Annotated in this window: 14 protein-coding genes; 12 read left to right on the top strand and 2 right to left on the bottom strand. The window is 67.8% G+C overall.

Annotated elements, in window-relative coordinates; all coding sequences use genetic code 11:
* Positions 1 to 22 precede the first annotated feature (22 nt).
* Positions 23 to 1,537: a DegQ family serine endoprotease gene (locus JJB11_RS12555; RefSeq protein WP_201171319.1), complete on the top strand. Its 1,515-nt coding sequence runs from the start codon at positions 23 to 25 to the stop codon at positions 1,535 to 1,537.
* A gap of 129 nt (positions 1,538 to 1,666) precedes the next feature.
* On the opposite strand, the gene JJB11_RS12550 is transcribed toward JJB11_RS12555, so the two are convergent.
* Entirely contained in the window at positions 1,667 to 1,987 is a 321-nt protein-coding gene (locus JJB11_RS12550) for a hypothetical protein (protein WP_207189990.1), read from the bottom strand.
* 59 nt (positions 1,988 to 2,046) lie between these two features.
* On the opposite strand from JJB11_RS12550, the gene lepA reads away from it, so the two are divergent.
* From lepA to JJB11_RS12500, 10 genes are all read left to right on the top strand, one after another.
* Complete coding sequence (lepA, locus tag JJB11_RS12545) at positions 2,047 to 3,858, top strand: translation elongation factor 4 (protein WP_201171313.1); 1,812 nt, start codon at positions 2,047 to 2,049, stop codon at positions 3,856 to 3,858.
* Between the two features lie 94 nt (positions 3,859 to 3,952).
* A complete protein-coding gene (gene lepB / locus JJB11_RS12540) occupies positions 3,953 to 4,918 on the top strand; it encodes a signal peptidase I (RefSeq protein WP_201171311.1) in 966 nt (321 codons plus the stop codon).
* 20 nt (positions 4,919 to 4,938) lie between these two features.
* On the top strand, positions 4,939 to 5,295 hold the full coding sequence (locus JJB11_RS12535; RefSeq protein ID WP_201171309.1) for a DUF4845 domain-containing protein: 357 nt from the start codon (positions 4,939 to 4,941) through the stop codon (positions 5,293 to 5,295).
* Positions 5,296 to 5,303: 8 nt separating this feature from the next.
* Positions 5,304 to 5,987 carry a ribonuclease III gene (gene rnc / locus JJB11_RS12530; protein ID WP_201171307.1) on the top strand — a complete coding sequence of 228 codons (684 nt, stop codon included), beginning with the start codon at positions 5,304 to 5,306 and terminating at the stop codon, positions 5,985 to 5,987.
* Positions 5,984 to 6,934 carry a GTPase Era gene (gene era / locus JJB11_RS12525; protein ID WP_201171305.1) on the top strand — a complete coding sequence of 317 codons (951 nt, stop codon included), beginning with the start codon at positions 5,984 to 5,986 and terminating at the stop codon, positions 6,932 to 6,934. Before rnc ends, era begins: the two co-directional genes overlap by 4 nt.
* A gap of 33 nt (positions 6,935 to 6,967) precedes the next feature.
* Positions 6,968 to 7,714 carry a DNA repair protein RecO gene (gene recO / locus JJB11_RS12520; RefSeq protein ID WP_201171303.1) on the top strand — a complete coding sequence of 249 codons (747 nt, stop codon included), beginning with the start codon at positions 6,968 to 6,970 and terminating at the stop codon, positions 7,712 to 7,714.
* Positions 7,715 to 7,739: 25 nt separating this feature from the next.
* Positions 7,740 to 8,522 carry a pyridoxine 5'-phosphate synthase gene (locus JJB11_RS12515; protein WP_201171301.1) on the top strand — a complete coding sequence of 261 codons (783 nt, stop codon included), beginning with the start codon at positions 7,740 to 7,742 and terminating at the stop codon, positions 8,520 to 8,522.
* A complete protein-coding gene (gene acpS, locus JJB11_RS12510) occupies positions 8,519 to 8,929 on the top strand; it encodes a holo-ACP synthase (RefSeq protein ID WP_201171299.1) in 411 nt (136 codons plus the stop codon). The genes JJB11_RS12515 and acpS overlap by 4 nt, the downstream gene beginning before the upstream one ends.
* Complete coding sequence (gene nagZ, locus JJB11_RS12505) at positions 8,922 to 10,010, top strand: beta-N-acetylhexosaminidase (protein WP_201171296.1); 1,089 nt, start codon at positions 8,922 to 8,924, stop codon at positions 10,008 to 10,010. Before acpS ends, nagZ begins: the two co-directional genes overlap by 8 nt.
* A gap of 123 nt (positions 10,011 to 10,133) precedes the next feature.
* Positions 10,134 to 11,258: a tetratricopeptide repeat protein gene (locus JJB11_RS12500; RefSeq protein WP_201171293.1), complete on the top strand. Its 1,125-nt coding sequence runs from the start codon at positions 10,134 to 10,136 to the stop codon at positions 11,256 to 11,258.
* On the opposite strand, the gene JJB11_RS12495 is transcribed toward JJB11_RS12500, so the two are convergent.
* The gene (locus JJB11_RS12495) at positions 11,237 to 11,791 is read right to left on the bottom strand and encodes a hypothetical protein (protein ID WP_201171290.1); all 555 of its coding nucleotides are present in this window, start codon (positions 11,789 to 11,791) and stop codon (positions 11,237 to 11,239) included. The two genes, JJB11_RS12500 and JJB11_RS12495, sit on opposite strands and share 22 nt — an antisense overlap.
* A 143-nt stretch (positions 11,792 to 11,934) precedes the next feature.
* On the opposite strand from JJB11_RS12495, the gene JJB11_RS12490 reads away from it, so the two are divergent.
* Positions 11,935 to 25,776 carry a LysM peptidoglycan-binding domain-containing protein gene (locus JJB11_RS12490; RefSeq protein WP_201171287.1) on the top strand — a complete coding sequence of 4,614 codons (13,842 nt, stop codon included), beginning with the start codon at positions 11,935 to 11,937 and terminating at the stop codon, positions 25,774 to 25,776.

The raw sequence follows: 25,776 nt of genomic DNA, 5'->3' as shown, positions 1-25,776 counted from the left end.
CGACCGCTCTGGAGACGTCTGTATGTTCCGCATGGATTCCAAGAACCTGCGCGGCTGCGGACTGGCGATGGCCCTCGCCTTCGCCGGCTTCGCCGCCTTTACGCCGGGCGCGCCGGCGCTGGCCCAGTCAGCGCCGCAGCCGCACACGCTGCCCGATTTCACCGAACTGGTCGAGCAGGTCGGCCCCGCCGTGGTGAACATCCGCACCGTGGAACACGTGCGCAGCAGCGGCCGCAACGGCGGCGACGGCCCTTCGGACGAGGAGATGCAGGAATTCTTCCGCCGCTTCTTCGGCGTGCCGATGCCCAACGTTCCGCATCCGCAGCGGCCCGCGCCGCCGGCGCCGCGTGGCGGCGACAGCGACGAGGACCAGCCGCGCGGAGTCGCCTCCGGCTTCATCCTCACGCCCGACGGCTACGTGATGACGAACGCGCACGTCGTGGAAGGTGCGGACCAGGTGATCGTCACGCTCACGGACAAGCGCGAGTTCAAGGCGAAGATCATCGGCTCGGACAAGCGCACGGATGTCGCCGTGGTGAAGATCGAGGCCACGGGGCTGCCGAGCGTGCGCATCGGCGACGTGAGCCGGGTGAAGGTGGGCGAGTGGGTGATGGCGATCGGCTCGCCGTTCGGGCTCGACAACACGGTGACGGCCGGCATCGTCAGCGCCAAGGGCCGCGACACCGGTGACTACCTGCCCTTCATCCAGACCGACGTCGCGATCAACCCCGGCAATTCGGGCGGCCCGCTGATCAACATGCGCGGCGAGGTGATCGGCATCAACAGCCAGATCTATTCGCGCTCGGGCGGCTTCATGGGCATCTCCTTCGCGATCCCGATCGACGAAGCGAGCCGCGTCGCCGAACAGCTGCGCGTGAGCGGACGCGTCCAGCGTGGCCGCATCGGCGTGCAGATCGACCAGGTCACCCGCGACGTGGCCGAGTCCATCGGGCTGGGCCGGCCGCAGGGAGCGCTGGTGCGCAGCGTGGAGACCGGCTCGCCCGCCGAGAAGGCAGGCATCGAAGCCGGCGACATCATCACGAAATTCAACGGGCAGGTGATCGACCGTGCCACCGACTTGCCGCGCATGGTCGGCAGCACCAAGCCGGGCAGCCGCGTGAACGTGACGGTGTTCCGCCGTGGCGCGGCGCGCGACCTGGCGATCACCGTCGCCGAGATCGAGCCGGAGCAGGCCGTCGCGCAGGCGCGGCCCGCGTCGGCCCCCGAGGAGAAGGCGAAGAGCTCCTCGCCCGCGGCGCAGACGCTCGGCGTGGTCGTGACGGAGCTCACCGCGGCGCAGAAGAAGGAAGCGAAGGTGAAAGGCGGCGTGCGCGTGGAGTCGGTGGCCGACGGCGCTGCGCAGCGTGCCGGCGTGCGCGAGGGCGACATCATCGTCGCCGTCGGCAACACGGAGATCAACAGCGTGCGCGAGTTCGATGCGGCGCTGGCGCGGCTCGACAAGAGCAAGCCCATCCCGGTGCTGCTGCGGCGCGGGGACCTGGCCAGCTACCTGCTGCTTCGCCCTGCACGCGGCTGAGCCGGCCGGCAAGAAAAAGCCCCATACCCGTGCGGGGGCGTGGGGCTTTCTTGCCAGCGGTGCTCCAAAAACGACAGGCGGCAAAGTTTTTTTGGTGAGCCGTTCGGGATCTTCCAGGTTGGCGGTCACTCACATGAGGGGCGGGCTAAGAACCGGTTTGGGTAGAATCGAGGCCACCGAGCGGCCATTCAGCGCATATCGCGCGGGGTCCCCACCACCATGCGGGATGTCCTCCAGCCGCTTCCCGGCCGATCCACAGGTGGCCCACATGTTGTCCTTGCGGGCCTTTTCCAGGATTGTTGAAAAGCTGTGCACAACATGCGAGTTGCGGACCTGCAACGGCCGGGTCGGACCGACCCCGAGGATGTACGCCCGGCGCGTTTTGCCTACAATGAAGCTCCAACTATCGCAGTTGCCATAGATTGTTGGTTCAGGGCGCGTCACCTTCATGACGCGCCCTTTTTTCTTTGTGCGCGGCTTTTGAATCAATCACTTATCCGTTCCCGTTGATGAATCACATCAGAAACTTTTCGATCATCGCGCACATCGATCACGGCAAATCAACGCTCGCAGATCGACTGATCCAGCGTTGCGGCGGACTCTCCGATCGCGAGATGGAAGAGCAAGTGCTGGACTCGATGGATCTCGAAAAGGAGCGTGGGATAACCATCAAGGCGCAGACCGCCGCACTCAAGTACAAGGCGCGCGACGGACAGGTCTACAACCTCAATCTGATCGACACGCCGGGACACGTCGACTTCTCTTATGAAGTGAGCCGCTCGCTCTCCGCGTGCGAAGGCGCGCTGCTCGTCGTCGATGCGAGCCAGGGCGTCGAAGCGCAGACGGTGGCGAACTGCTACACCGCGCTCGACCTCGGCGTCGACGTCGTGCCGGTCCTGAACAAGATGGACCTGCCGCAGGCCGATCCCGAGCGCGCTAAGGAGGAGATCGAGGACGTGATCGGCATCGACGCCACCGACGCGATCCCGTGCTCCGCGAAAACCGGCATGGGCATCGACGAGATCCTCGAGGCGATCGTCGCGCGCATTCCCGCGCCGCGCGGCAACCCGGACGGACCGCTGCGCGCGATGATCATCGACAGCTGGTTCGACACCTACGTCGGCGTCGTGATGCTCGTGCGCGTCGTGGACGGCCGCCTCGCCAAGGGCGATCGCATCAAACTGATGGCCACGGAGGCGACGTACGAGACGACGCAGCTCGGCGTGTTCACGCCCGCCAACTCGCCGCGCGATGTGCTCGAAGCGGGGCAGGTGGGCTACATCATCGCCGGCATCAGGGAGTTGCAGGCCGCGAAGGTCGGCGACACCGTCACGCTGATCAAGCCGGGCACGGGTGGTGCCGCCTTCACTGCCACGGAACCGCTGCCCGGCTTCAAGGAGATCCAGCCGCAGGTGTTCGCGGGCCTGTACCCGGTCGAAGCGAACCAGTACGACTCGCTGCGCGACAGCCTGGAGAAGCTCAAGCTCAACGACTCCTCGCTGCACTACGAGCCCGAGGTGAGCCAGGCGCTGGGCTTCGGCTTCCGCTGCGGCTTCCTGGGCCTGCTGCACATGGACATCGTGCAGGAACGCCTGGAGCGCGAGTTCGACCAGGACCTGATCACCACGGCACCCAGCGTGGTCTACCAGGTGCTCAAGCCGGACGGCGAGGTCATCATGGTGGAGAACCCCGCCAAGATGCCGGACCAGGGGCGCATCCAGGAGATCCGCGAGCCCATCGTCACGGTGCACCTGTACATGCCGCAGGAGTACGTCGGCGCGGTGATGACGCTGGCCAACCAGAAGCGCGGCGTGCAGATGAACATGGCCTACCACGGCCGCCAGGTGATGCTCACGTACGAGCTGCCCCTGGGCGAGATCGTGCTCGACTTCTTCGACAAGCTGAAGTCGGTGAGCCGCGGCTACGCGTCCATGGACTACGAGTTCAAGGAGTACCGCGCCTCGGACGTGGTGAAGGTGGACATCCTGCTCAACGGGGACAAGGTCGACGCGCTGTCCATCATCGTCCACCGCTCGCAGGCGCAATACCGCGGCCGCGCGGTCGTCGCCAAGATGCGCGAGATCATCAGCCGCCAGATGTTCGACGTGGCCATCCAGGCGGCGATCGGCGCCAACGTGATCGCCCGCGAGACGGTCAAGGCCCTGCGCAAGAACGTGCTGGCAAAATGCTACGGCGGCGATATCACCCGCAAGCGCAAGCTGCTCGAAAAACAAAAAGCTGGCAAGAAACGCATGAAGCAGATCGGCTCGGTCGAAGTGCCTCAGGAAGCGTTCCTGGCCATCCTCCAAGTCGAAGAATGAACGCCTACGCTCCGTACCCCGCGCTCCCTCGGTTCCCCGTTCCGCATCCGCCGGCACAAGCCTGCACCGGTGCACGCCGGCGGGAGGCCTGAGCATGCCCTTCCTCACTGCGGCCGTCCTCGCGGCCTTCGTCGCATACGCGGGCGCCTGGTACTTCGAGATCGTGGAGGGCAACTTCGCCCTGCTGCTGTTCCTCGCCACCGTCGTCACCGGGCTGTACTGGCTGGCCGAGCGCTTCTACTTCCTGCCCCGCCGCCGGCGCGCCGCGACGGCGCTGGAGGCGCGCACCGCCGAACGCAACGCGGACCTGAGCGCGCGCGGCATCGCCTCCGACGAACCCCAGCTCGCCGAGGCGAAGCAGAAGGTGCTCGCGCAGCCGTGGTGGCTGGATTGGACGGCGGGCCTGTTCCCGGTGATCCTGGCGGTCTTCGTCCTGCGCTCGTTCCTGTTCGAGCCGTTCAAGATCCCGTCGGGCTCCATGATCCCCACGCTGCTGGTGGGCGATCTGATCCTCGTGAACAAGTTCACGTACGGCCTGCGCCTGCCGGTGCTGAACACCAAGCTCACGGAAGGGACGCCGCCCAAACGCGGCGACGTGATGGTCTTCCGCTACCCGCCCAAGCCGAGCCTCGACTACATCAAGCGCGTGGTGGGCCTTCCGGGCGACGAGGTGGCATACCTGAACAAGCGGCTCACCATCAATGGGGTGCCGGTGCCGGAAAACCGGCTGCCCGACTTCTTCGATCGCGATGCGATGCGCTACTTCAAGCAGTTCCAGGAGCAGCTGGGGGACCACACGCATGCACTCCTGAACGACGACGAGCGCCCCGCGTTCGTGCCGGGTGTGGAGGATTTCCCGTTCAAGCAGAATTGCCGCTACAGTGTCGAAGGGGTCGTCTGCAAGGTGCCGAGGGGCATGTACTTCATGATGGGCGACAACCGTGATAATTCACTGGACTCGCGCTACTGGGGCTTCGTGCCGGACCAGAACATCGTCGGCAAGGCCATCCTGATCTGGATGAACTTCGGCGACTTCAAGCGCATAGGCTGGTTCCAATAAAACGAGGACGGAGGGGTTCCATGGGATTGAGGACGCGGGAGGCGGGGGCCTCGCTGTTGACGGTCATCTTCTTCCTGGCGGTGCTGGGCGTCATCGGCGCCGTGGGCCTGCAGGTCTTTCCGTCGCTGCTGGAATACCAGGCGGCGCTGAAGGCCATCAACAAGGCCAAGGACGAGCCCACCGTCGCGGCCGTGCGCACCTCGTTCGACAAGGCGGCGGACATCAACATGATCTCCTCCATCACCGGCAAGGACCTGCAGGTCGTGAAGAACGGCGACGAGATGCAGGTCTCCTTCGCCTACGAGAAAGAGTTCCACCTGGCCGGACCGGCGTGGCTGACCATGAAGTACACGGGCGAGTCGCACCCCGGAAGGTAAACGTTCCCGTGCAAGACGCGCATGCGGCGCTGCAGGACCGGCTGCGGCACCGCTTCCAGGCCCCCCGGCTGCTCGCGCGGGCCCTCACGCATCGCAGTTTCTCGGCCGAGCACAACGAGCGGCTCGAGTTCCTGGGCGACTCCGTGCTCAATCTCTCGGTCGCCTCGCTGCTCTACGAGCGGCTGAAGGACCTGCCCGAAGGCGACCTGTCCCGCGTGCGCGCCAACCTCGTCAAGCAGGAGACCCTGCACCAGCTCGCGGTCGGCCTCGGCCTGCCGGGGCTGCTGCGCCTGGGAGAGGGCGAGGCGCGTTCGGGTGGGCACAAGCGGCCCTCCATCCTGGCCGACGCGCTGGAGGCCGTGATCGGCGCCGTCTACCTCGATGCGGGCTATCCGGCCGCGGAGGCGCTCGTGCAGCGCCTGTTCGCGAACGTCGAGATCAAGCCCGAGATGTCGGCGGCGGCCAAGGACCCCAAGACGGAGCTGCAGGAGCTGCTGCAAGGCCGCAGGATGAAGGTGCCTGTCTACCGCGTGGTCGGCACGCTGGGCGCCGCCCACAAGCAGACCTTCGACGTCGAGTGCGAGATTGCCGAGCTGGGCTTGGCCGAGCGCGGAATCGGGGCATCGCGCCGCGCCGGCGAACAAGCCGCCGCAGCGGCTATGCTCCTGGTCTTGAAGGCCAGATTCAAATGAACACCGAAGGCGAGTCCACCGGCGGCGAAGCCGGTGCCCAGGCGACGGCCGGCGGCCAGCGCTGCGGGCTCGTGGCCATCGTGGGCAAGCCGAACGTGGGCAAGTCCACGTTGCTCAACGCGCTGGTCGGGCAGAAGATCAGCATCACCTCGCGCAAGGCGCAGACCACGCGCCACCGCATCACGGGCGTGCGCACCGAGGGCAACACGCAGTACGTGTTCGTCGACACGCCGGGCTTCCAGACCCGCCACAGCTCCGCGCTGAACCGTTCGTTGAATCGCGCCGTGACCGGCGTGGTGGGCGACGTGGACCTGGTGCTGTTCGTCGTCGAGGCCGGCAGCTTCACGCTGGGCGATGCAAAGGTGCTCGCGCTGCTGAAGCCGGACATCCCGGCGCTGCTGATCGCCAACAAGCTGGACCTGGTGCATCGCCGCGGCGAGCTGGCGCCGTGGCTGCGCGACATGCAGCAGCGCCACCCGTTTGCCGAATTCATGCCGATCTCGGCCAAGCAGCCCAAGGACATCCAGCGGCTGCTGGAAGTCTGTGCGAAGTACCTGCCCGAGCAGCCCTGGTTCTACGAGGCCGACGAACTCACGGACAAGAGCGAGCGCTTCATGGCCGGCGAGATGATCCGGGAGAAGCTGTTCCGCTTCACCGGCGACGAGCTGCCCTATACGTCCACGGTGGTGGTCGAGAAGTTCGAGGAAGAGCCCAGTCCCAAGTTCAAGCGCATGGTGCGCATCGCGGCGACGGTGGTGGTGGAGCGCGACAGCCACAAGGCGATGGTCATCGGCGACGGCGGCGAGAAGCTCAAGCGCATCGGCACCGAGGCGCGCCAGGAACTCGAACAGCTGTTCGACGCCAAGGTGTTCCTGCAGATCTTCGTCAAGGTGCGTTCCGGCTGGGCCGACGACGAAGCGCGGGTGCGGTCGTTCGGCTACGAATGACGAAGGACCGCGCGCGCGGCAAAGTCGTCCGTCATGGCTAGGCGCATCGGCGACGAACCCGCCTTCGTCCTGCACCGCTACGACTGGAGCGAGTCCAGCCTGATCCTGGAGGTGCTCACGCGCCACCACGGGCGCATCGCGGTCGTCGCCCGGGGCGCGAAGAAGCCCAGCTCCAATTTCCGGCCCGTGCTGCTGCCGCTGCAGCCGCTGCACATTGCGTTCGGCGGCGACGCGGAGATCCGCAACCTGAAGTCCGCCGAGTGGGTCGGCGGCCAGGTCATGCCGACCGGCGAGGCGCTGCTCTCGGGCTACTACCTCAACGAGCTGTTGCTGCGCCTGCTGGCGCGCGACGACCCGCATCCCGCCTTGTTCGACGTCTACGCCGCGGCGGTGCGCCTGCTGGCGAGCGACGAGCCGCTGACGCTGCAGCCGGCGCTGCGTGCGTTCGAGCTGCTGCTGCTGCGCGAGATCGGCTTGCTCCCCACCCTCGATGCGCAGACCGGGACGCTCGCGCCCGTGGATCCGGAGCAGCGCTACAGCCTGCGGGCCGAGGGCGGCCTGGTCGAGGCGCAGGACGACGACCTGCGCGGCAGCCTGCCAGGCGCGCAGTGGCTGGCCCTGCAGCAGGCGCTGGACGATCCGGCGCCTTTCCATGCCACGCTGCAGCTGGTGGGGGACATGAACGAGCTCAAGACGCAGCTGCGGGCCCTGCTGCACTACCATTGCGGCGTCACGACCCTGCGCACGCGCCAGCTGATGATGGACCTGCAAGCCCTGTGAGGTCCGCAGCGCGGGCGGCGGTCCCATGCACGGAGGCCCTCGAGTGAATCCAACCGCCTTGTCGGTGAACCTGAACAAGGTCGCCCTGGTGCGCAACACGCGCCACCTCGGCATCCCCAGCGTCACCCGCGCCGCGACGCTGTGCCTGCAGGCCGGCGCGCACGGCATCACCGTGCACCCGCGGCCGGACGCCCGGCACATCCGCGGCGACGACGTGCGCGCGCTGCATGCACTGCTGAAGAAGGACTGGCCCCGGGCCGAGTTCAACATCGAGGGCAACCCCTTCCACAACCTGATGGACTTCGTGCGCGAGCTGCGGCCGCACCAGTGCACGTTCGTCCCGGACAGCGAAGGCCAGTTCACCAGCGACCACGGCTGGGACCTGGAAAAGGACGGCGAGCGCGTGAAGCCCCTCATCGCCGAGGCGAAGTCGCTCGGCGTGCGCGTGAGCCTGTTCATGGATGCCGATGCCCGCGCGATCCCGCTGGCCAAGGCCGTGGGCGCGGACCGCGTGGAGCTGTACACCGAGCCGTATGCCGCGGCCTGGGGCACCACCCGGCAGGGCGAGCAACTGCGCCGCTTCGCAGCGGCGGGGCAGGCCGCGCATGCCGCGGGCCTGGGCGTCAATGCCGGCCACGACCTCAATCGCGACAACCTGCCCGACTTCCTGCGCGCCGTGCCGGGCGTGCTGGAGGTGTCCATCGGCCACGCTCTGATCGCCGACGCGCTGGAGATGGGCTACGCCGCCACCGTGCGCGCCTACCTCGCGGCGATCCACCGCGCCGCCGGAGGCGGCAGCGACCAGTGATCTACGGCATCGGCACCGACATCTGCGACGTGCGCCGTATCCGCGCCTCGCTGGAGCGCCACGGCGACCGCTTCGCCGAGAAGATCCTCACCGACGCCGAGTTCAAGACCTGGAAGGCGCGCAGCGCGCGCTGGCCCGAACGCGGCGTGCGCTACCTCGCCACGCGCTTCTCGGCCAAGGAAGCGTTCAGCAAGGCCGTGGGCCTGGGCATGCGCATGCCCATGACCTGGCGCGCCTGCGAAGTCGGCAAGCTGGCGAGCGGCCAGCCCGTGATCGTGCTGCACGGCGCGCTGAAGGCGTGGTGCGAGGCGCGGGGCCTGAGCGCGCACGTGAGCGTCACGGACGAAACGGATTACGCGGCGAGCTTCGTCGTCGTCGAACAAAAGGAAGAGAAGAAGCATGAGTGAACACGCACCGGTGATCATCGACGTGGCCGGCGTCGCGCTGCACGCGGCAGACCGGCGCCGCCTTGCGCACCCGCTGGTGGGCGGCATGATCCTGTTCGCGCGCAACTGGCAGGACCGCGAGCAGCTCGCGGCGCTGTGCGCGGAGATCAAGGCCATCCGCGAGGACCTGCTGATCTGCGTGGACCACGAAGGCGGGCGCGTGCAGCGCTTCCGCACCGACGGCTTCACGCACCTGCCGCCGATGCGCCGCTTCGGCGAGATGTGGATGAACGACGGCGACGGACGCGAAGGCTCCGGCGCGATGCAGGCCATGGCCGCGGCCACGGCGGCCGGCTACGTGCTGGGCGCGGAGCTGCGCGCCTGCGGCGTGGACTTCAGCTTCACGCCGGTGCTGGACCTGGACTACGGCGCGAGCTCGGTGATCGGCGACCGCTCCTTCCACCGCGACCCGCGCGTCGTGACGGTGCTGGCGCGCAGCCTGATGCAAGGCCTGCTGCAGGCGGGCATGGCCAACTGCGGCAAGCACTTCCCCGGCCACGGCTTCGTGCGCGCGGACTCGCACCTGGAGATCCCGGTGGACGACCGCAGCCTGGAGGAGATCCTGGCGGAGGACGCCATCCCCTACGAGTGGCTGGGCACGGCGCTCACCAGCGTGATGCCCGCGCACGTCGTGTACAGCATGGTCGACGCGCTGCCGGCCGGCTTCTCGGCCCGGTGGCTGCAGGACATCCTGCGCGAGCAACTGCAGTTCCAGGGCGCCGTCTTCAGCGACGACCTGAGCATGGCGGGCGCCCGCCAGATCGAGGGCCGCAACGTGAGCTTCACCGAGGCGGCCGTCGTGGCGCTGAACGCGGGCTGCGACATGGTGCTGCTGTGCAACGAGTCGGTGAACAGCGAGGGCGGTGCGTCCATCGACGAGATGCTGGACGGGCTGGAGGAGGCGCAATCGCGCGGCGAGTGGCGCGCCAGCGAGCAGGGCGAGCAGCGCAGGCTGGCGCTGCTGCCTTGTGGGCCGTCGATCACGTGGGATGCGCTGATGACGGAGCCGCGGTACATGCGGGCGCTGACGATGCTGCCCTGAGCCGGGCTGCGGCGAGCGGCGGCAGCGCTGCGGGTATTAAGTCGCACTGCACAACGTCGGACTTGCCTTGATCCGGGGCGGACCGTCGCTTCCAATCGCCGCATCCTCTCGCACCGGTGCGTCATGAACCAGCCCGCCAGCCCTCCGCCGTCCCCGCGCCTGGTCCGGCTCGCGGGCTACCTGGCGCAAGACCCGGCCAACGCCGGCCTGCTCGCGGAGGCCTGCGAGGAGGCGATGGCCTGCGGTCGCCACGAGCAGGCCGCTGCATATATCGAAAGCGGCGAGCGGCTCGCGCCCGGCGCGGCCGAGTGGAGGTTCCGCCTCGCCCAGTGGAGCATCGCCACCCGCGACCTGGCGCGCGCCCGCAGCTTGCTCGAGGAGCTGCGCGCGAGCGCCCGGGGTGACGCGGTGCTGGTCCATGACCTGGCCTACGTGCGTTTGCTGGAGGGAGACGCCGCCGCGGCCTGCGAGCTCTTGCAGCCCCTGCTGGACGACTTTCCCCCGCACCTGACACTGCCGCCCGAACTGGCGGGGCGCTCGCAGGCGCTCTGGCTGCGCGCCTGCCACGAGCGAGGCGCGCTGGACGCCGCCTGGGCGTGGACCTGCGAGGCGCAGGCGGCAAAGCGGCTGGCCCCCGTGGCCGCGGGCGTGGCAAGCCTCATCGCCCTGGACCTCGACGAGCTCGCGTCCGCGCGGTCGCTGGCGGACTTCGCGCTGCAGTCGGATCCGCGCCAGCCCGAGGCTCTGGTGGCGCGTGGCTCGCTGGCTCTGGCGGCGCGTTCGCCCGACGAAGCGCGTGGCTTCCTGCAGCAGGCGCTCGCGCGCAAGCCGCAGGACGGCCGCACGCTGTTGGCCTGGGGCTTTGCCTGCCTGCTGGAGCGTGACTTCCCGGCCGCTTGCGACGCGCTGGAACGCGCTGTGCAAGCCATGCCTTCGCACGCACAGAGCTGGGTGGCGCTCGGCTGGACGCGGCTGCTGCTGGGGGAGACCGCCGGCGCGCTGGCCGCACTGCGATCGGCGGTGCAGCTGGACCCGGCGGACGCACAGGCGCACGGCGCACTGGCACTCGCGCATGCGGTATCCGGCGACGCCGACGGCGCGGCGCGCGAGGCGACTCAAGGCGAGGCGATCGATGCCTCGGACGCGCTGTGCAAGCTCGCGCGGGAACTGGCGCATGCAGCGCCCGGCGCACGGCGCGTCGAGGCTTTGCTCGAAGCCCTGTCCGATCAGTGGAGCCCGCGCGCGTAGGCTGCCAGCAGCACGTGCGCCTCGCCCCGTGGGGCGCTTTCTCCTGGAGATGAGAGCAGGGCGCGCAAGCCGGCGGTCACCTGCCGCACGTCGCTCGCGACGGTGAGGTTCAGGTCGTCGCAAGCCAGCCCCGCCTCGAACAGCGCCAGTGCTTCCTGCAGGCCGTCCTGCGCGAGCGCCGCGAACGCGCGCACGAAGCGGCCCAGCGAGGCCTGCCTGCCCAGGCCGAACAAGGGTTGCCAGGTCACCAGCGCGATGGCGGCGCGGCCGGCACTGAACTGCAAGAGCCCCAGCTGGTAGCGGGCCAGCTCGAAGCCGGGCGCCAGCAGCACCGCATTCGCGAATGCGGACTCGGCCGCTTGCAGGTCGCCGGCTGCCGCGTGCTCGGAGCCGATCAGGAAATGCGGAATGCCCGACGCGGGCCGCAGCGCGCTGGCGCGGGTGAACAGGTCGATGGCCGCTTGCCGCTGCTGCCCGCTGCTGGCGGCGAGCCCTTCGCTGATCAGCCCATCGAAGCGCGTGTCCTGGTCCATGGGATCTCCCGCTGTGTGCCCACGTATATCCGCGAAAAACCGCACCGGTTTAGCCGCTAAACAAAGTCGCTCGCCCGAGGACGTATTGGGGGCAGGGCACGAGCTTGGGTGCCGCTTCCTCAACCCAGATCCAGGGACACGCGATGGTCGAAATCGTCAGCGGCTTGCGAGCGGGCCTGAGCCTCGCCTCCGGCGAAGTGCTTGGCTTCAAGGACCTCGTGGGGGGCGCCCAGCAAGGGCGCAACGGCCAGGAGGTCGCGGTCAACATCGCCAGCGGGCAGCTGGTGGTGCAGGACCAGGACGACCTGCTGGTCGCACGCGGCCAGGACGCCCCGGTCCTGAGGACGTACAACAGCAATGGATCGCTCATCGATCACAACGCCGACGGGTGGGCCAGCGGCATCGGGATGCTGGTGCTCTCCGGCGTGCTCAACACGGCGGGTAGCACCATCCAGCGGGTGGACGCCGACGGCGCCGCAGCGCTCTACACCTTCGATGCCGGCCGCGCTGCGTACGTATCCACCGAGGGCGGCGGTGCGTACGACACCATCGCCTACGTCGCAACCGATGAACAGTACGAGTGGCGCGATGGCGCGAGCGGCACCACGCAGCGCTATGAAGGAAGCGGCGCGATGCGGCTGGTCTCCAGCAAGGACCAGGCCGGCAACGCCGTAGCGTACGCATACGGAGCGAACGGCTTCCTGAGCGCCGTGACCACCGCGAGCGGCGAGTCGGTCTATTACGACTACAGCGGCAACAACCTCGCCCAGGTCCGCACCGTCGCCGCGGGCGTGACCACCACGCGGGTCCACTACGGCTACGACGCGAGCAATCGTCTGGCCAGTGTCGTGGTGGACCTCACACCGGCCGACAACAGCACGGCCGATGGCAAGGTCTACCAGACCACCTACACCTACGACGGCAGCAGCAAGCGCATCGCCAGCATCACGCAGGCCGACGGGACCAGTGTCGCCTTCACGTACGTCGACGCCGGCGGCGGCAACTTCAAGGTCGCCACCGTGCGCGACGCGCTCAACCAGACGACCAGCTTCACGTACGGGATGCGCTTCACGACGGTCACGGATCCCCTGGGGCTGGTGACGCGCTACGACTACGACGCCTCGGCCCAGATCACCGCGATCACCGGCCCTGCCGTAGCGGGCGCGAGCGCCGTACGGCAGTTCGCGTACGACGCGACGGGCAACGTGCTGTCGGTGACGGATGGCGAAGGCAAAGTCGCCACGTTCCAGTACGACGGCAACGGCAACCAGGTGCTCCAGCGCGATGTCGCCGGCGACACGATCACCCGCAGCTTCGACGCGCGCAACCAGCTGCTGTCGCAGACGACGTACACCGTTGCGGATCCGGATGGGGCTGGGCCGGCGCTGCCCTCGGGCGCACTGACGGATCGCTGGGTGTACGAAGCGGGCGCCCGAAACCTCCTGCGCTTCAGCGTCAGTGCCGCGGGCAACGTCATGGAATACCGCTACGACGGGTTCGGCCAGCGGGTCGCCAGCATCACGTACGCGGGGGCGTTGTATCCGGTGCAGGGGCTCGCGCCCGAGGCAGCGTTGACCGAGAGCACGGTGGCGGGATGGGCGTCGCAGCAGGATCTCACGCTCACGCAACGGGTCGATCTCGCCTATGACGCGCGGGGCCAGTTGCAGGCCCGGACCTCTTACGCGCGCGTGGCCAGCGATGGCTCCGGCATCGCCGACGGCTCGCAATCCGTCCAGCGCTACGTCTACAGCGCCGCCGGCCAACTGCTCCAGACGGTATCGGCCACCAACGGAAGCACCACCTTCACCTACGACGGCCTTGGGCGCGCGCTCGCCACGACCAACGCGCTGGGGCAAGTCACGGTCACGCAGTACGACGACGTCGGCCGCAAGACGCTGGTGACGCAGGCAAACGGGCTGCTCACCACCAGCTCCTTCGATGCCGCAGGCCGGATGTTCTCGGTGGTGCAGTCGAATGCGGCCGGTGCGGCCCTGGGCGAGACGCGCTACTTCTACGATGCCGAAAACCGCCTGCGCATGACGCAAGACCCCACCGGGGTGCGGAAGTGGACCCTCTACGACGAGGCGGGCCGCAAGACCGCCGACATCGACGGCAACGGCTCGATGACCGAGTACGCCTACGACCGGCGGGGACTGGTGACCTCCACGATGGCCTGGGGCACGGCGATCAACACCGCGGCGCTCATCGATGCAACAGGCCTGCCGGTTCTCACGCTCACTGCCGCGGGGCTGCGTCCCGCCGAGTCGGCGAACGACCGCGGCGAGTGGCGCCAGTACGACGCCGCCGGCCGCCTGGTCCGCACCGCCACGAGCACTGGCATGGGAGCCACCGCACTGGTTACGGAGCTGCGCTACGACGGCGCCTCACGGCTCGTGCAGACGGTGAGCTACGCGAGCACCATCCCGACCGCTGCCAGCGCCGGCTATGTCGGCCCGGGCACGGTGGGGCTGCCCGCGGCCAGCGCGCAGGACCGCGTCGCCCGCAACTTCTACGACGACGCCGGCCGGCTGGCCGGCACGCTCGATGCCGAGGGCTGGCTCACGGTCCAGAACTACACGGCGGCGGGGCAGCTTTCCGAGCGGGTGCGATTCGCGACCGGGACCGACAGCACGCTGCGCGCCGCCGGCACGCTCGCGCAGCTCACACCGGCTGCATCCGCTTCGGACATCCACGAATTCTCGCTGTACGACGGCGAGGGCCGGGTGGTGGGTCGCATCGACGGCGAGGGCTACCTCACCGAATCCGTGTACGACGGCAACGGCAACGAGACCTGGTCCACCCGCTATGCGACCCGGGCGAACACGGCAGCCGTCGCGCTGGGGAACCTGGCGGCTGTCCGGCCTGCACCGACTCCGCAGGACCGCTGCACGCTGCGCAGCTTCGACAGTCTCGACCGGCTGATGCAGGAGACCAGCCCCGAAGGCGTGGTGACCCAATACGCGTACGACAGCGCCGGTAACCTGGTCTCCACCGTGCGCGCCGCCGGCACCGGCGAGGTCCGGACGCTGCTCGTCCGCTACGACGTGCAAGGCCGGCTCACGGGCGAGCTGTCGGCGGTCGGTGCCTCCCTGCTCACCGGCGGACAGACCCAGGCGCAGGTCGATGCCGTGTGGGCCCAGTACGGCACCAGCTACAGCTACGACGCGGCCAGCCGCCGGATCTCCAGCACGGACCCGCCCGGCAATCGCACCGTCTACTTCTACAACGCGGATGGCGCGCTCACTTTCCAGGTCAACGCTCTCGGCGAAGTGCAGGAAAGGCGCTACGACGCGCGCGGCCGCCTGACGGACACGATCGCGTACGCCAGCCGCATCAGCACCACCGGCCTGGCGGGCGGGCTGGGCGTGGTGACTGTGGGGGCCAATCCCACCCTGGACAGCCGCACGAGCTTCACCTACACGCGGGACAGCCAGCTTGCCTCCACCACGGATGCAGTCGGGACGGTCACCGCCTCCACGTACAACGCGTTCGGCGCGGAAATCGGACGGCAGGTCACGGGCGATGGCGTGAGCCTGCTGGAAACGTACAGCATCGACCGGCGCGGGCTGCGGATCGGCACGGTGCAGGATGCCGCCGGGCTCAATGTGGTGAGCTCCGCGGTGTACGACGCATTCGGTCGACTCACGCGCTCCATCGACGGCAACGGCAACGTGCGGGAGCAGTCCTTCGACCGGCTTGGGCGCGTCGTCACCACGCGCGATCCCGCGAACGCCCTGCGCGCCACCAGCTACGACGCATTCTCCCGCGTGCTGACCCAGGCGGACGCGCTCGGCAACGTCACCAGCTACGCCTACGACGCGAGCGCGCGCACGCTCACGGTGACCACAGCCGAAGGCATCGTCACCCGCACCACGTACACGCGCCACGGACAGGTGCAGAGCATCACGGATGCCAACGGGCAGGCCACGGTCTACCGCTACGACGCCGACGGCAACCAGGTGCAGGCGAGCACGCCGCTCACCACGACGTCCAGCGCGTACGACGCCGCGGACCGGCTGGTGACGACCACGGATGCGAACGGAAGCGTGGTGGCCTATGCGTACGACGCGGCCAACCGGGTGCTCACCCGGCGCGTGGACCCCAACGGACTGAATCTCACGACCGCCTACCAGTACGACGCGAAAGGACAGCGCGTTTCGGTGACCGATGCGAACGGCATCCTGACCACGACGGAGTTCGACCGGATGGGACGGACCACCCGGCAGACGGTGGACCCGGCGGGGCTGAACCTGCAGACGACGTACACGCTGGACGGCCGGGGCAAGGTGCTGACGGTGCGCACGCCCGGTGGCACGGTGACCCAGTACAGCTATGACAGCCTGGGTCGGCGCATCCAGGAGCGCGTGGACCCCAACGGGCTGAACCTCCAGCGCAGCTGGAGCTACGACCGCAACGGCAACGTGCTCACCAGCACCGACGCGCGCCAGAACGTGACGCGCTACGCCTACGACGCGGACGATCGGCTGGTGTTCACGGTCGATCCGCTCGGCAACGTGCGGCAGGAGCAGTATGACGCCGAGGGGCGGGTGGTGAAGACCATCGCGTACGTGACGCCGATCGCGCTCACCGGCCTGCCGACGACCCCAAGCGCTGCGCAAGTGCAGGCGCTCGTTGCGCCGCAGGTAGCGTTCGACGCCGTCGAGAACCGCGTTTACGACAAGGACGGCCGCATGACGGCCACGGTCGATGGAACGGGCGCGGTCGTGCGCTACGTCTTCGACGGCAACGGCAATGTCGTGACGCGAACGGCCTACGCGAACACCGTGAACCTCGCCACCTGGCAGCCGGGAAGCTTGCCCACGCCGGTCGCGGATGCGGCCCGGGACGAGACCATCCGCACGGTCTACGACGCGTTGAACCGAGCGGTCTACACCATCGACGGCATTGGCGCTGTCGTCTCTCGTGCCTACGATGGCAATGGCAACGTCGTCCAGCGCACGGCCTATTCCGTGGCCATCGCCACCAACACCGCCGCGACGACGGGCGCACTCGCAGCGGCTGTGGCCGCGGTCGCGAGTCCCGGATGCGATGCCATCGCCCGCAACACCTTCGACGCCGCCGGCCGCCTGACGTGGACGGCCGACGGCACCGGCGCCGTCACGCAGAACGTCTACGACAACAACGGCAACGTGGTTCGCCAGGTCGCGTACACCACGGCGGTCCCTGCTGGAGCCGCGCCCAGCACCGTCGCCGCGGGTCCCAACGACCGCGCCACTTCGATGGCCTACGACTCGGCCAACCGCCTGGTGCTGCAGGTCGATGCGCTGCGGGGCGTGACCGAACAGGTCCTGGACGCGGACGGGCACGTGCTGCGTCGCACCGCGTATGCGAATCCGATTGCGAGCGTACCCACCGTGGGCGCGGCATCCACTGCCGGTGCGATCCGTTCCCTGCTCAAGCCCGACACAGCCAACGATCGATCGACCTGGCTGGCCTATGACGCCGCTGGCCGCCAGGTGCTGGCAGTGGACGCGCTGGGCGCAGTCGTGGAGACGCGCTACGACGCGGCCGGGAACGTGACCGCAACCGTTGCCTATGCCAACCCGATCGCGCCACCGACGGGTGCGACTCCAACCCTGGCCGCCCTGACGCCCCTGGTAGCTGCCAATCCGTTGGCGGACCGCCTGATCCGCAAGGCGTACGACGCCGCGGGACAACTTGTGTACACGGTGGACGCAATCGGCGCGGTGCAGGCGAGGCAGTACGACGGCGCGGGCCGGCTGCTGCGGACGACACGCTACGCTACCCCGCTCGCGGACGGCACGGCCACGACAGCGTCCGCCATTGCTGCGACAGTGCGTCCGCTGGCGGGCTCGGACCAGGTCGCGGTCTACAGCTACAACGCGGCCGGCCAGTTGATCTCAGCGACGGACGCGCTCAACGCGACGGAGACCTACGGCTACGACGCGCTCGGACACAAGCTCTCCTTTGGCAACAAGAGCGGATTCACCTGGACGTACACGTACGACGCGGCCGGGCGGATGCTCACGGAAACGACGCCGAAGGTCCAGCTCACTTCGGCGAGCCTCGATGGCGCAGGGAACATCGCACTGTCGTCCGAAGCACCGTCTTCCGTGGTCACGCGCCTCGCCTACGACGCGCTCGGCAACCTTACGCGCCGCACCGAAGCGGCAGGCCGCCCCGAAGAGCGCACGACCACTTACGAATACGACGCTCTCGGCCGGCAGGTGCACGTCGTCTATCCGGCTATCGGCGTGTACAACGCCGCGGGCGATGCGGTCACCTCGAACGGCGCGGTGGGAGTCGCCAGCCGTGTCGAAACGCTGAGGGCGCTCGAGTCACGCACCTGGTACGACACCCTGGGCAACGCGGTCGCCAACCGCGATGTCGGGGACGCCATCAGCCAGAAGGTCTATGACGTCCTCGGGCATGTCAGCTACGAGATCGACGCTCTTGGCTACGTCACAGCGTATGCACGTAACGCCTTCGGTGACGTGACCAGCCTCACGCGCTATGGCGCCAAGACCGCGCTGGCCTCGACCACGATCACCGCGGCGTCGCAGGCGGCCACCAAGGCGCAGGTGGCCGCTGCGCTGGGCGCCACCGGGTTCGACCACAGCAAGGACCGCGTGCTGCAGTCCACTTACGACCGCGCGGGCCGGCTGCTGCAGACGCAGGAGCCGACCGCCTTCGTCTCGCAGTGGACCGGCAGCGTTGCGCAGACCGATAACGTGGCGAAGACGACGCTCAGCGTGTACGACGCCTTCGGGCAGCTCGTGCAGCAGCAGAAGCTGGTCATGGCGAACACCTGGGCCACGACGTCGCATTACTTCGACGTCGGCGGTCGCGAGGTCGGCACCGTCGATGCGCTCGGCTATCTCACCAGCCGCGTGTTCGACGTGCAGGGCAACCTCACCAAGGCCACGGAGTTCGCCAATGCAGTGGCGCCCGGCTGGACCGTCGCCAGCCACGGCACCCCTGCCGCGAGCGCCGACGACCGCGCCACCACCTACGGCTACGACCTCCTCAATCGCAAGACGAGCGAGACGCGGCTCTCGGTCGAGGCGAGCACGCGCAGCGACGCGAGCAGCAGCCGGCTGGACCTGACGACGCGCTACGAGTACGACGCGGTCGGCAACCAGACCCGGGCCGTCGACGCAGCGGGCAACGCGACCATTTCCTACTATGACGCACTCGGCCGCGTGGCGGCCATCGCAGCGCCGGCGTACGGAAGGACGCAGACCGGCGCGACCGCCAATCCGGTCACAGCGTTCCGCCGCGATGCCCACGGAAACGTCGTCGCGAAGACGGACTACGCCATTCTTGCGGTCGCGCCCACCCCCACCAGCTTGACGCCGCCCGTGGCCGACGCGAACGATCGCACCGTCTCCACTCTGTTCGATGTCCAGGGCCGCGCCATCCAGACGACGGACGCTATCGGCAACAGCCAATACAGCTCGTACGACGCCTACGCGCACCTCGCCAAGCAATGGCAGGGCGTGACCGGCAACGACGGCATCACGCACACCGCTTTCGAACTGGATCTCTACGACAAGCTCGGCCGCCTGGTCGAGACGCGCACTCCCGCGTCCACCTCCCTCAGCGCGGACGCCGCGGGCAACATCGTCACGGTGAGCCAGGCCCAGGCCGGGGTGGTGAGCACCGTCATCGAGTACGACGGCTTCGGTGACATCACGCGCAAGGGAACGCAGGGCGGCGGGCAGGAATACTTCGAATACGACAACGCCGGGCGGCTCTGGCGCACGAACAGCGGCGACGGCGTCGACCGCATCAACCTGTACGACGGGCTCGGGAACATCACGGCGCAGATCCGCAGCTCCGGGTCCGGACGCGACGACCTCGACATCAAGAGTTTCGCGAATGCCCAGGCGGCGGCGGCCAACCCGTCCACGCGGCGGGAGGACATCCAGGTCGACGCACTCGGCCGCGTGATCTCCAGGACGCAGGCCGCGCGCCTGGAACTGCAGGGTGGCGTGTCCGTGCAGCAGCAGTACACGACGGCCACCGTGCAGAACAGTGCGACCGTGAACGGTGCAGCGAACCAGGTGGCATTGACCTGGAACAGCCTTGCGCGGCTGGGCAGCGGCGACATCCGCGTGACGATCGAGTACCGGACCTCCGTGTACGTGAGCGGCTCGAACGAAAGCGGATCGGAGAACGGGGGAAGCTCGACGTCGACCGCGGGCGGCTACGTTGCCAGCAGCACCATCCGCTCCTTCACCTCCGGCGTGATGAATGGGGACGCGTGCGCCTCGGGCGCGACGCTGCGCTGGAGCGAGTCCAGTACCAGCAGCGACCTCGGCGTGAGCAGCGTCACCCGCATCGTCGTGCTCAAGAAGGACACGGCCGGCAACTGGGTGACGGTGGTGGACCAGACGCCCGGCTATGGCGCGAACGAGATCGATGTGGCCGCGCCGCCGGACCCGAACGCGGCCGTGTCGCTCCAGCTACGCGCGGCCGGCAGCACCGGCGACACGGGTTGGTGGGAAGCAGGCCTGAATGCATTCGGCGCTGCGTATCGCTTCAACGCGGCGGGGCTTGCCGTGGGCAGCTACGAGTACCGCGTCCTGGTCACGTCTTCGAACCAGCCGACGCGCATCACCGGCACCGGCACCGTCGCGATCACGCCGCCGCCGCTGAATGTCATCTCGACGCCCATCCAGTGCGGGCAGGGAGGTGCGGGCGCCGGCATCCTGACTTGGGCTTCGCCCGGCGCATCCTGGGCACAGGTGTTCCGCTTCCGTCCCAATGGCAGCACCGGGGCATGGACTGCGCTGCCGGTGACCACTCCAGTCCAGGGTTTCAACGGGGTCAACACGAGCGCACTGGGCGCGGGGACCTACCAGTTCGAGCTGCTCTGGACCGTGAACGGCCAGAACGTGCCGACCGCGCACGCCACCGGCGCGTTCACGGTGGTGGCGTCCAAGCCCGCCTACTGGGTGCCGCCGGTGAATCTGCCGCCGATCACGGGCATGCGCATCGGCATGACGCTCGGTACGCCTTACCTGATCTGGAACGCTGCCAATGCGACGGTCGCGCAGTACCGGGTGCCCGGAGGCGCCTGGGTCAACCTGGCGATCGACAACTCCGGCCAGACGCTCACCGAGGGCCCGCCTACGGGCACCCAGCAGGTGTACCTGGCGGGCGTCCCGGTCGGCAGCTACCAGTTGCAGATCCTGGCCGGTTCTCCGCCCGCGCAGGCGACAGCGAATCTCACCGTCAATCCGCCCACGCCCGGCTACTACGTCACGGTGAACGTGCAGGTACCGACCTACGTGCCGATCATCACGTCGTACGCGCCTGTCTACGAGACGCGCTACGCCACGCGGACTGCGTCGTACTGGGTCTGGGTGGGAGCCTCCGGATACCGGGGCACCGACGAAGCGGGGAACCCGATCTACGCCGTGCCTGCGCACTACGAAATCCGGTACTACACCGAAACCTACTCGTACCAGGTGCAGGTCGGACAGAGGCCGGTATACGCCACCGACGAGAACGGGAAGCTCCTCTACCAGACGGTGTGGGTGACGCAGGCGCAGCAGAAGTGGGTGCCTCCAGTCCCGCAGCCGCCGACCCTCTCGATCACCACGCCGGCTTACACGCCCGGGTACCTGGTCGCGAGCACGCCGACGCAGTACGCGGTCTCGGTGAACACCGCGGCGGGTTCGGCCGCATGGAGCACCGCCGATGGCGCAGTGGTCTCGCAGTCCGCCGGCTTGAACGGCGACGCGCGCTGGCTGCGCCCGGTCGTGCAGCAGAAGACGGATCGCTGGGGCAACGTCGTGCAGATCAGCGATCCGCGCGCGGCCTACTGGATCACCACCTACCGCTACAACGCAAGCAACCAGCTGGTGCAGCAAAGCCTGCCGGACGTCGGCGCCGGGGCTGCGGTTACGTCGCTCTATTACGACGTGCTCGGCCGGCAGGTCGCCACGCGCGATGCCAATGGCCACGTGAACGGCCAGTCCTTCGACGCAGCCGGGCACCTGGTGACCGAAGTCCACGCCGATGGGGGCATCGTCTCCAACGCGTACAACGTCTTCGGGCAGAAGGTCAGCAGCACGGACGCCATGGGGAACGTCGTCACCTTCGCCTACGACAAGCTGGGCCATCTCTTGCGGCAGGCCAAGGGACCGGTCGACGTCTATGCGGTCGACGGATCCAACAACATCCAGTCGCTCGGGCGCCGCACCATCGTGGAGACCTGGAGCTATGACCAGCTCGGACGCAAGCTGACCCAGGCGAATGGCAATGGAGAGACGCTCCGGTACTCGTACGACCTGGCCGGCAACATCGTCGCCACGCAGCAAGCCATGGGGCAGGTGGTGCGCGACGCCTACGACCCGCAGGGCTTCAAGATTGCGGAGGTCGATGCCAACGGGAATGCGAGCGCATGGACCTACGACTACTTCGGCAAGCTCACCTCCCACAGCGACCTCGGAGGCGTGAGCCACTCGTACACCTACGACAACGCGCGCCAGCTCGTGTCGCAAACCAGCAGCGCGGGCCAGAACCTCGCGTACAGCTATGACGCTGCGGGCCAGCTGACCACGATCCAGGACTGGGCCAACGGCCAGACCACCACCTACGTGTACGACCTGGGCGGCCGCACGGTGCGCGAGCGCGTGGTGCAGGGCGGCATCACGTACCAGGACAACAACATGGCTTGGGACGCGCGCGGAAATTTGCGGGATGTGGCCGATGCCCGCGTGCACGTGGTGATGGACTACGACGCGGTGGGCAACCGCACGCACGTGGGCACGTACGTCGACTACCAGGGCGCCGCCTCCGAGGTGGCGGCGGGCAGCGAGCGCTACTACCAGTACGACGCGATGAACCGGCAGGTGGTCATCGACGCGGCGGATGCGGCGGGCAATCTCGGCGCTCAGGGCCACAGCGTCAGCTACGACAAGAACGGAAATCGCACCAGCGACACGTCCTGGGGGTCGAAGGTGGTGTCCACGACGGGACCGGTGATCACGGGCTACGACGAGCACGGCTTGGCCGTCTATGGCATCGGAGCGACCGGCTTCGCCGCAACGACCGGCTACAGCACGGAGGCGTACAAGTACGACGCCCTGAACCGGCTGTGGAGCGTGGAGAAGGACGGCGTGCAGATCGACCTGCGCTACTACGACGGCGCCGATCGCGTCATGCAGTCCGGCCCCGGTGGCGCGTTGCCGCAGCAGTACGCCAACCTCATCAACCAGGGACTCACCCCGGACCAGATGAATGGCAAGGAAGGGCGCATCAACCGCTATGACGCGAACGGGCGCCTGCTGCACCAGCGGGTGCTCAAGAGCGACAACTCGGCCAAGCTGGACATCAGCTGGGACCCGAACGAGAACATCCAGGGCTATGTGGCGGACGGGTACGACGCGGCGGGGAACGTCGTCGGCTACACGGTCACGAACCACGACACCGGTGTCGTCCACGAATACACGCTGACGACGAAGCGGTTCGACAGCTACCAGAGCGCGGCGACGCACGGCGTGTCGACGAAGCAGTTGCCCGGCGACTCCACGCAGCAGTACGACGCCAACGGCTTCCTGGTTGGCGTCGTGGACTCCTCGCAGCACGCAAATGATCGGACCCTGGTCAACGACGCCACCGGCCACGCGCTCTACGTCAACCAGGGCGGCAACATCCAGCGACAGTTGGTCGTGAACGGAGAGGTGCTCGGGACCTACGGCGTCGGCGTGGACCCGAACAACCCGGCGAGCGGCGCGAACAACAACCCGAACTTCGCGAACGTCGTCGACTTCGACTTCGGCTATGCACGCGTCAGCGCGAGCTATCCATCGGCAAGCCCCGGCGCGTACACAGTGCGCTCGGGAGACACGCTGCAGTCGATCGCGCAGACCGCGTACGGCGACAGCTCCCTGTGGTTCCGCATCGCCGACGCGAACGGCCTTGCTTCGGGCAACGACCTGAAGGTCGGCCAGACACTCAACATCCCGAACCGCGTCTCCACGATCAGCAACAACGCGAGCACGTTCAAGCCCTACGACCCAAGCAAGATCGAAGGCGACAAGACGCCGAGCCTGGCGACACCGGTGCCGAAAAAGAAGCACAACTGGTGGGGGCAGTTGCTGATGGCGGTGGTGATGGTGGCCGCCGTCGTGTTCACCGCAGGTGTGGCGGCCACGGCGATGGGGGTTTCCGGCAGTGTCTGGTCGGCGGGCTTCGGCGTCCTCACCGGGGGCGCGGCTGGCGGTGCCACCGGAGCGCTGGCATCGTTCGCGGTCGGGGGCTCCGCGCTGGGCACTGCCGGAACGATGGCCCTGGCAGCCGCAGGCGGCTCCATCCTCAGCCAGGCCGTCGGCATCGCCACCGGCGTCCAGGACAAGTTCAGCTGGACGCAGGTCGGCCTGTCGGCCATCGGAGGTGGCGTGAGCGCAGGCCTCGCCGGCTGGGCGCCGCTAGGAGGGGAAGCCTCCGCGCTCGGCAACACCATGGTGCGCTCCGCGGTGGTCAATGCCACCACCCAGGGCATTGGGGTGGTCACCGGCCTGCAGGCGCAGTTCGACTGGAGGGGAGTGGCGGCCAGTGCGTTCGGGGCGGGTGCTGGAGAAGCCGCGGAGGCCGGGCTCGGGCCCGCGTGGCGGGCGACACCGATGGGTGACTTGGCAGCCAGGTCGCTCAAAGGCTTGGCCGCAGGCACCGTCACGGCAGTGATGCATGGCGGCACGGTGGCGATTCAACGGGTGGCGGTGGATGCGTTTGGGAATGCGGTGGGGGAGAGCCTGGCGGAGGGCGCGAGCTCGATTGGCAGCGCTCCGGCGGCGAACACTCTGTTCCCAGATCAGCTGCATGCGAGTGCCCCTCTGCCAGATATGGCCGAAATAGGTGAGCTGAACCGTCAGATTGCTGGGTACAGCGCCTCGCCAGTGGACCCAGAAGATATGGATCTCGTGGCGAGTAACGAGGGCGTGTCACTTAGCAAGTCCTCGCGCGGAGGACTCAGACGAACGGGCAACTCAATCAACTTCGCGTCAAGTTCTGACTATGCGATCAATGCGGACTATTCAATCGTCCCCCCGACGGGGTTGATTCGTCTGCCAACTCAGATCGGTTCCACGATTCCGGATGCGGCGGTCGACTTTGCCAAGTCCGCATACACGCTGACACTCGAAACCGCCGGCGCTCTCTGGAACTCAGTGGCGCAGCCGGCTCTGAGTCTCGCAAATCTGCTAGGCCGCGGTGTCGCGCCGAATGCGAACTGGTTTGACAGAGATCCGGCTTCCGACGTGCCGAGATGGTCCTATCGGACGTCATACGGACTTGCAGCAGAGAAGTTCGCTGATGTCGCGCAGCTGTTCGCCGGTGGATACACGATACGGGGCATCGGACTCGGGTTGAAAGTTGCGGCAGGCGTCGGCGGCGTGCTCTACTCAACCGATGCCACTGCCGCTCCGCTGCTGAACGGCATCCGGAAACTAATCACGCCCGCTCTCGGCGACAGCATCGCGTTGACTCGCGTCACGAACGACGGGGTCGCGATCATCAGGACGGGAGATCTATCGTTCTCACAGGTTTCCCTCCAAAGTTCCACGATGGAGTACCGGAACCGGTTTGCTCAGCTCCGCGAACTTGATCCGACCTGGCGGAACTTGCAGTCCGCAGCGCAGGAGGTGCGTGACGGATACTCATTTGAGAAACTGTCCCTTGATTGGCGAACGGCCATCAACGATGCACGCGCGTTGCGTGGCTCGGAGCCATGGATTGCAAATCGGTTTGAGAGCGCCGCGATAGGATCGTACGTAGACACGGGAATTGGGATCCGTATGCAGCAAGGTTTGATTTCCGGTGCAGACGACTACTTGAAGATGAGGGTCGGGCCTGATCTTGTCCCTCGTGCAGGTGAGGGGCTGAAGATGGAGATTACGAACTACACGCCCTCGCTGAATGCGATTGCTACCCACGCATGGAGATATCCGACTGAGACCATGCGCTACATTCTCTACAGGGCTTCCAGATAA

The organism is Ramlibacter ginsenosidimutans (assembly GCF_016654015.1).
Lineage (GTDB): Bacteria > Pseudomonadota > Gammaproteobacteria > Burkholderiales > Burkholderiaceae_C > Ramlibacter > Ramlibacter ginsenosidimutans.
The sequence above is the reverse complement of the archived record's forward strand: the minus strand, read 5'-3'. Positions and strand labels throughout refer to the sequence as shown.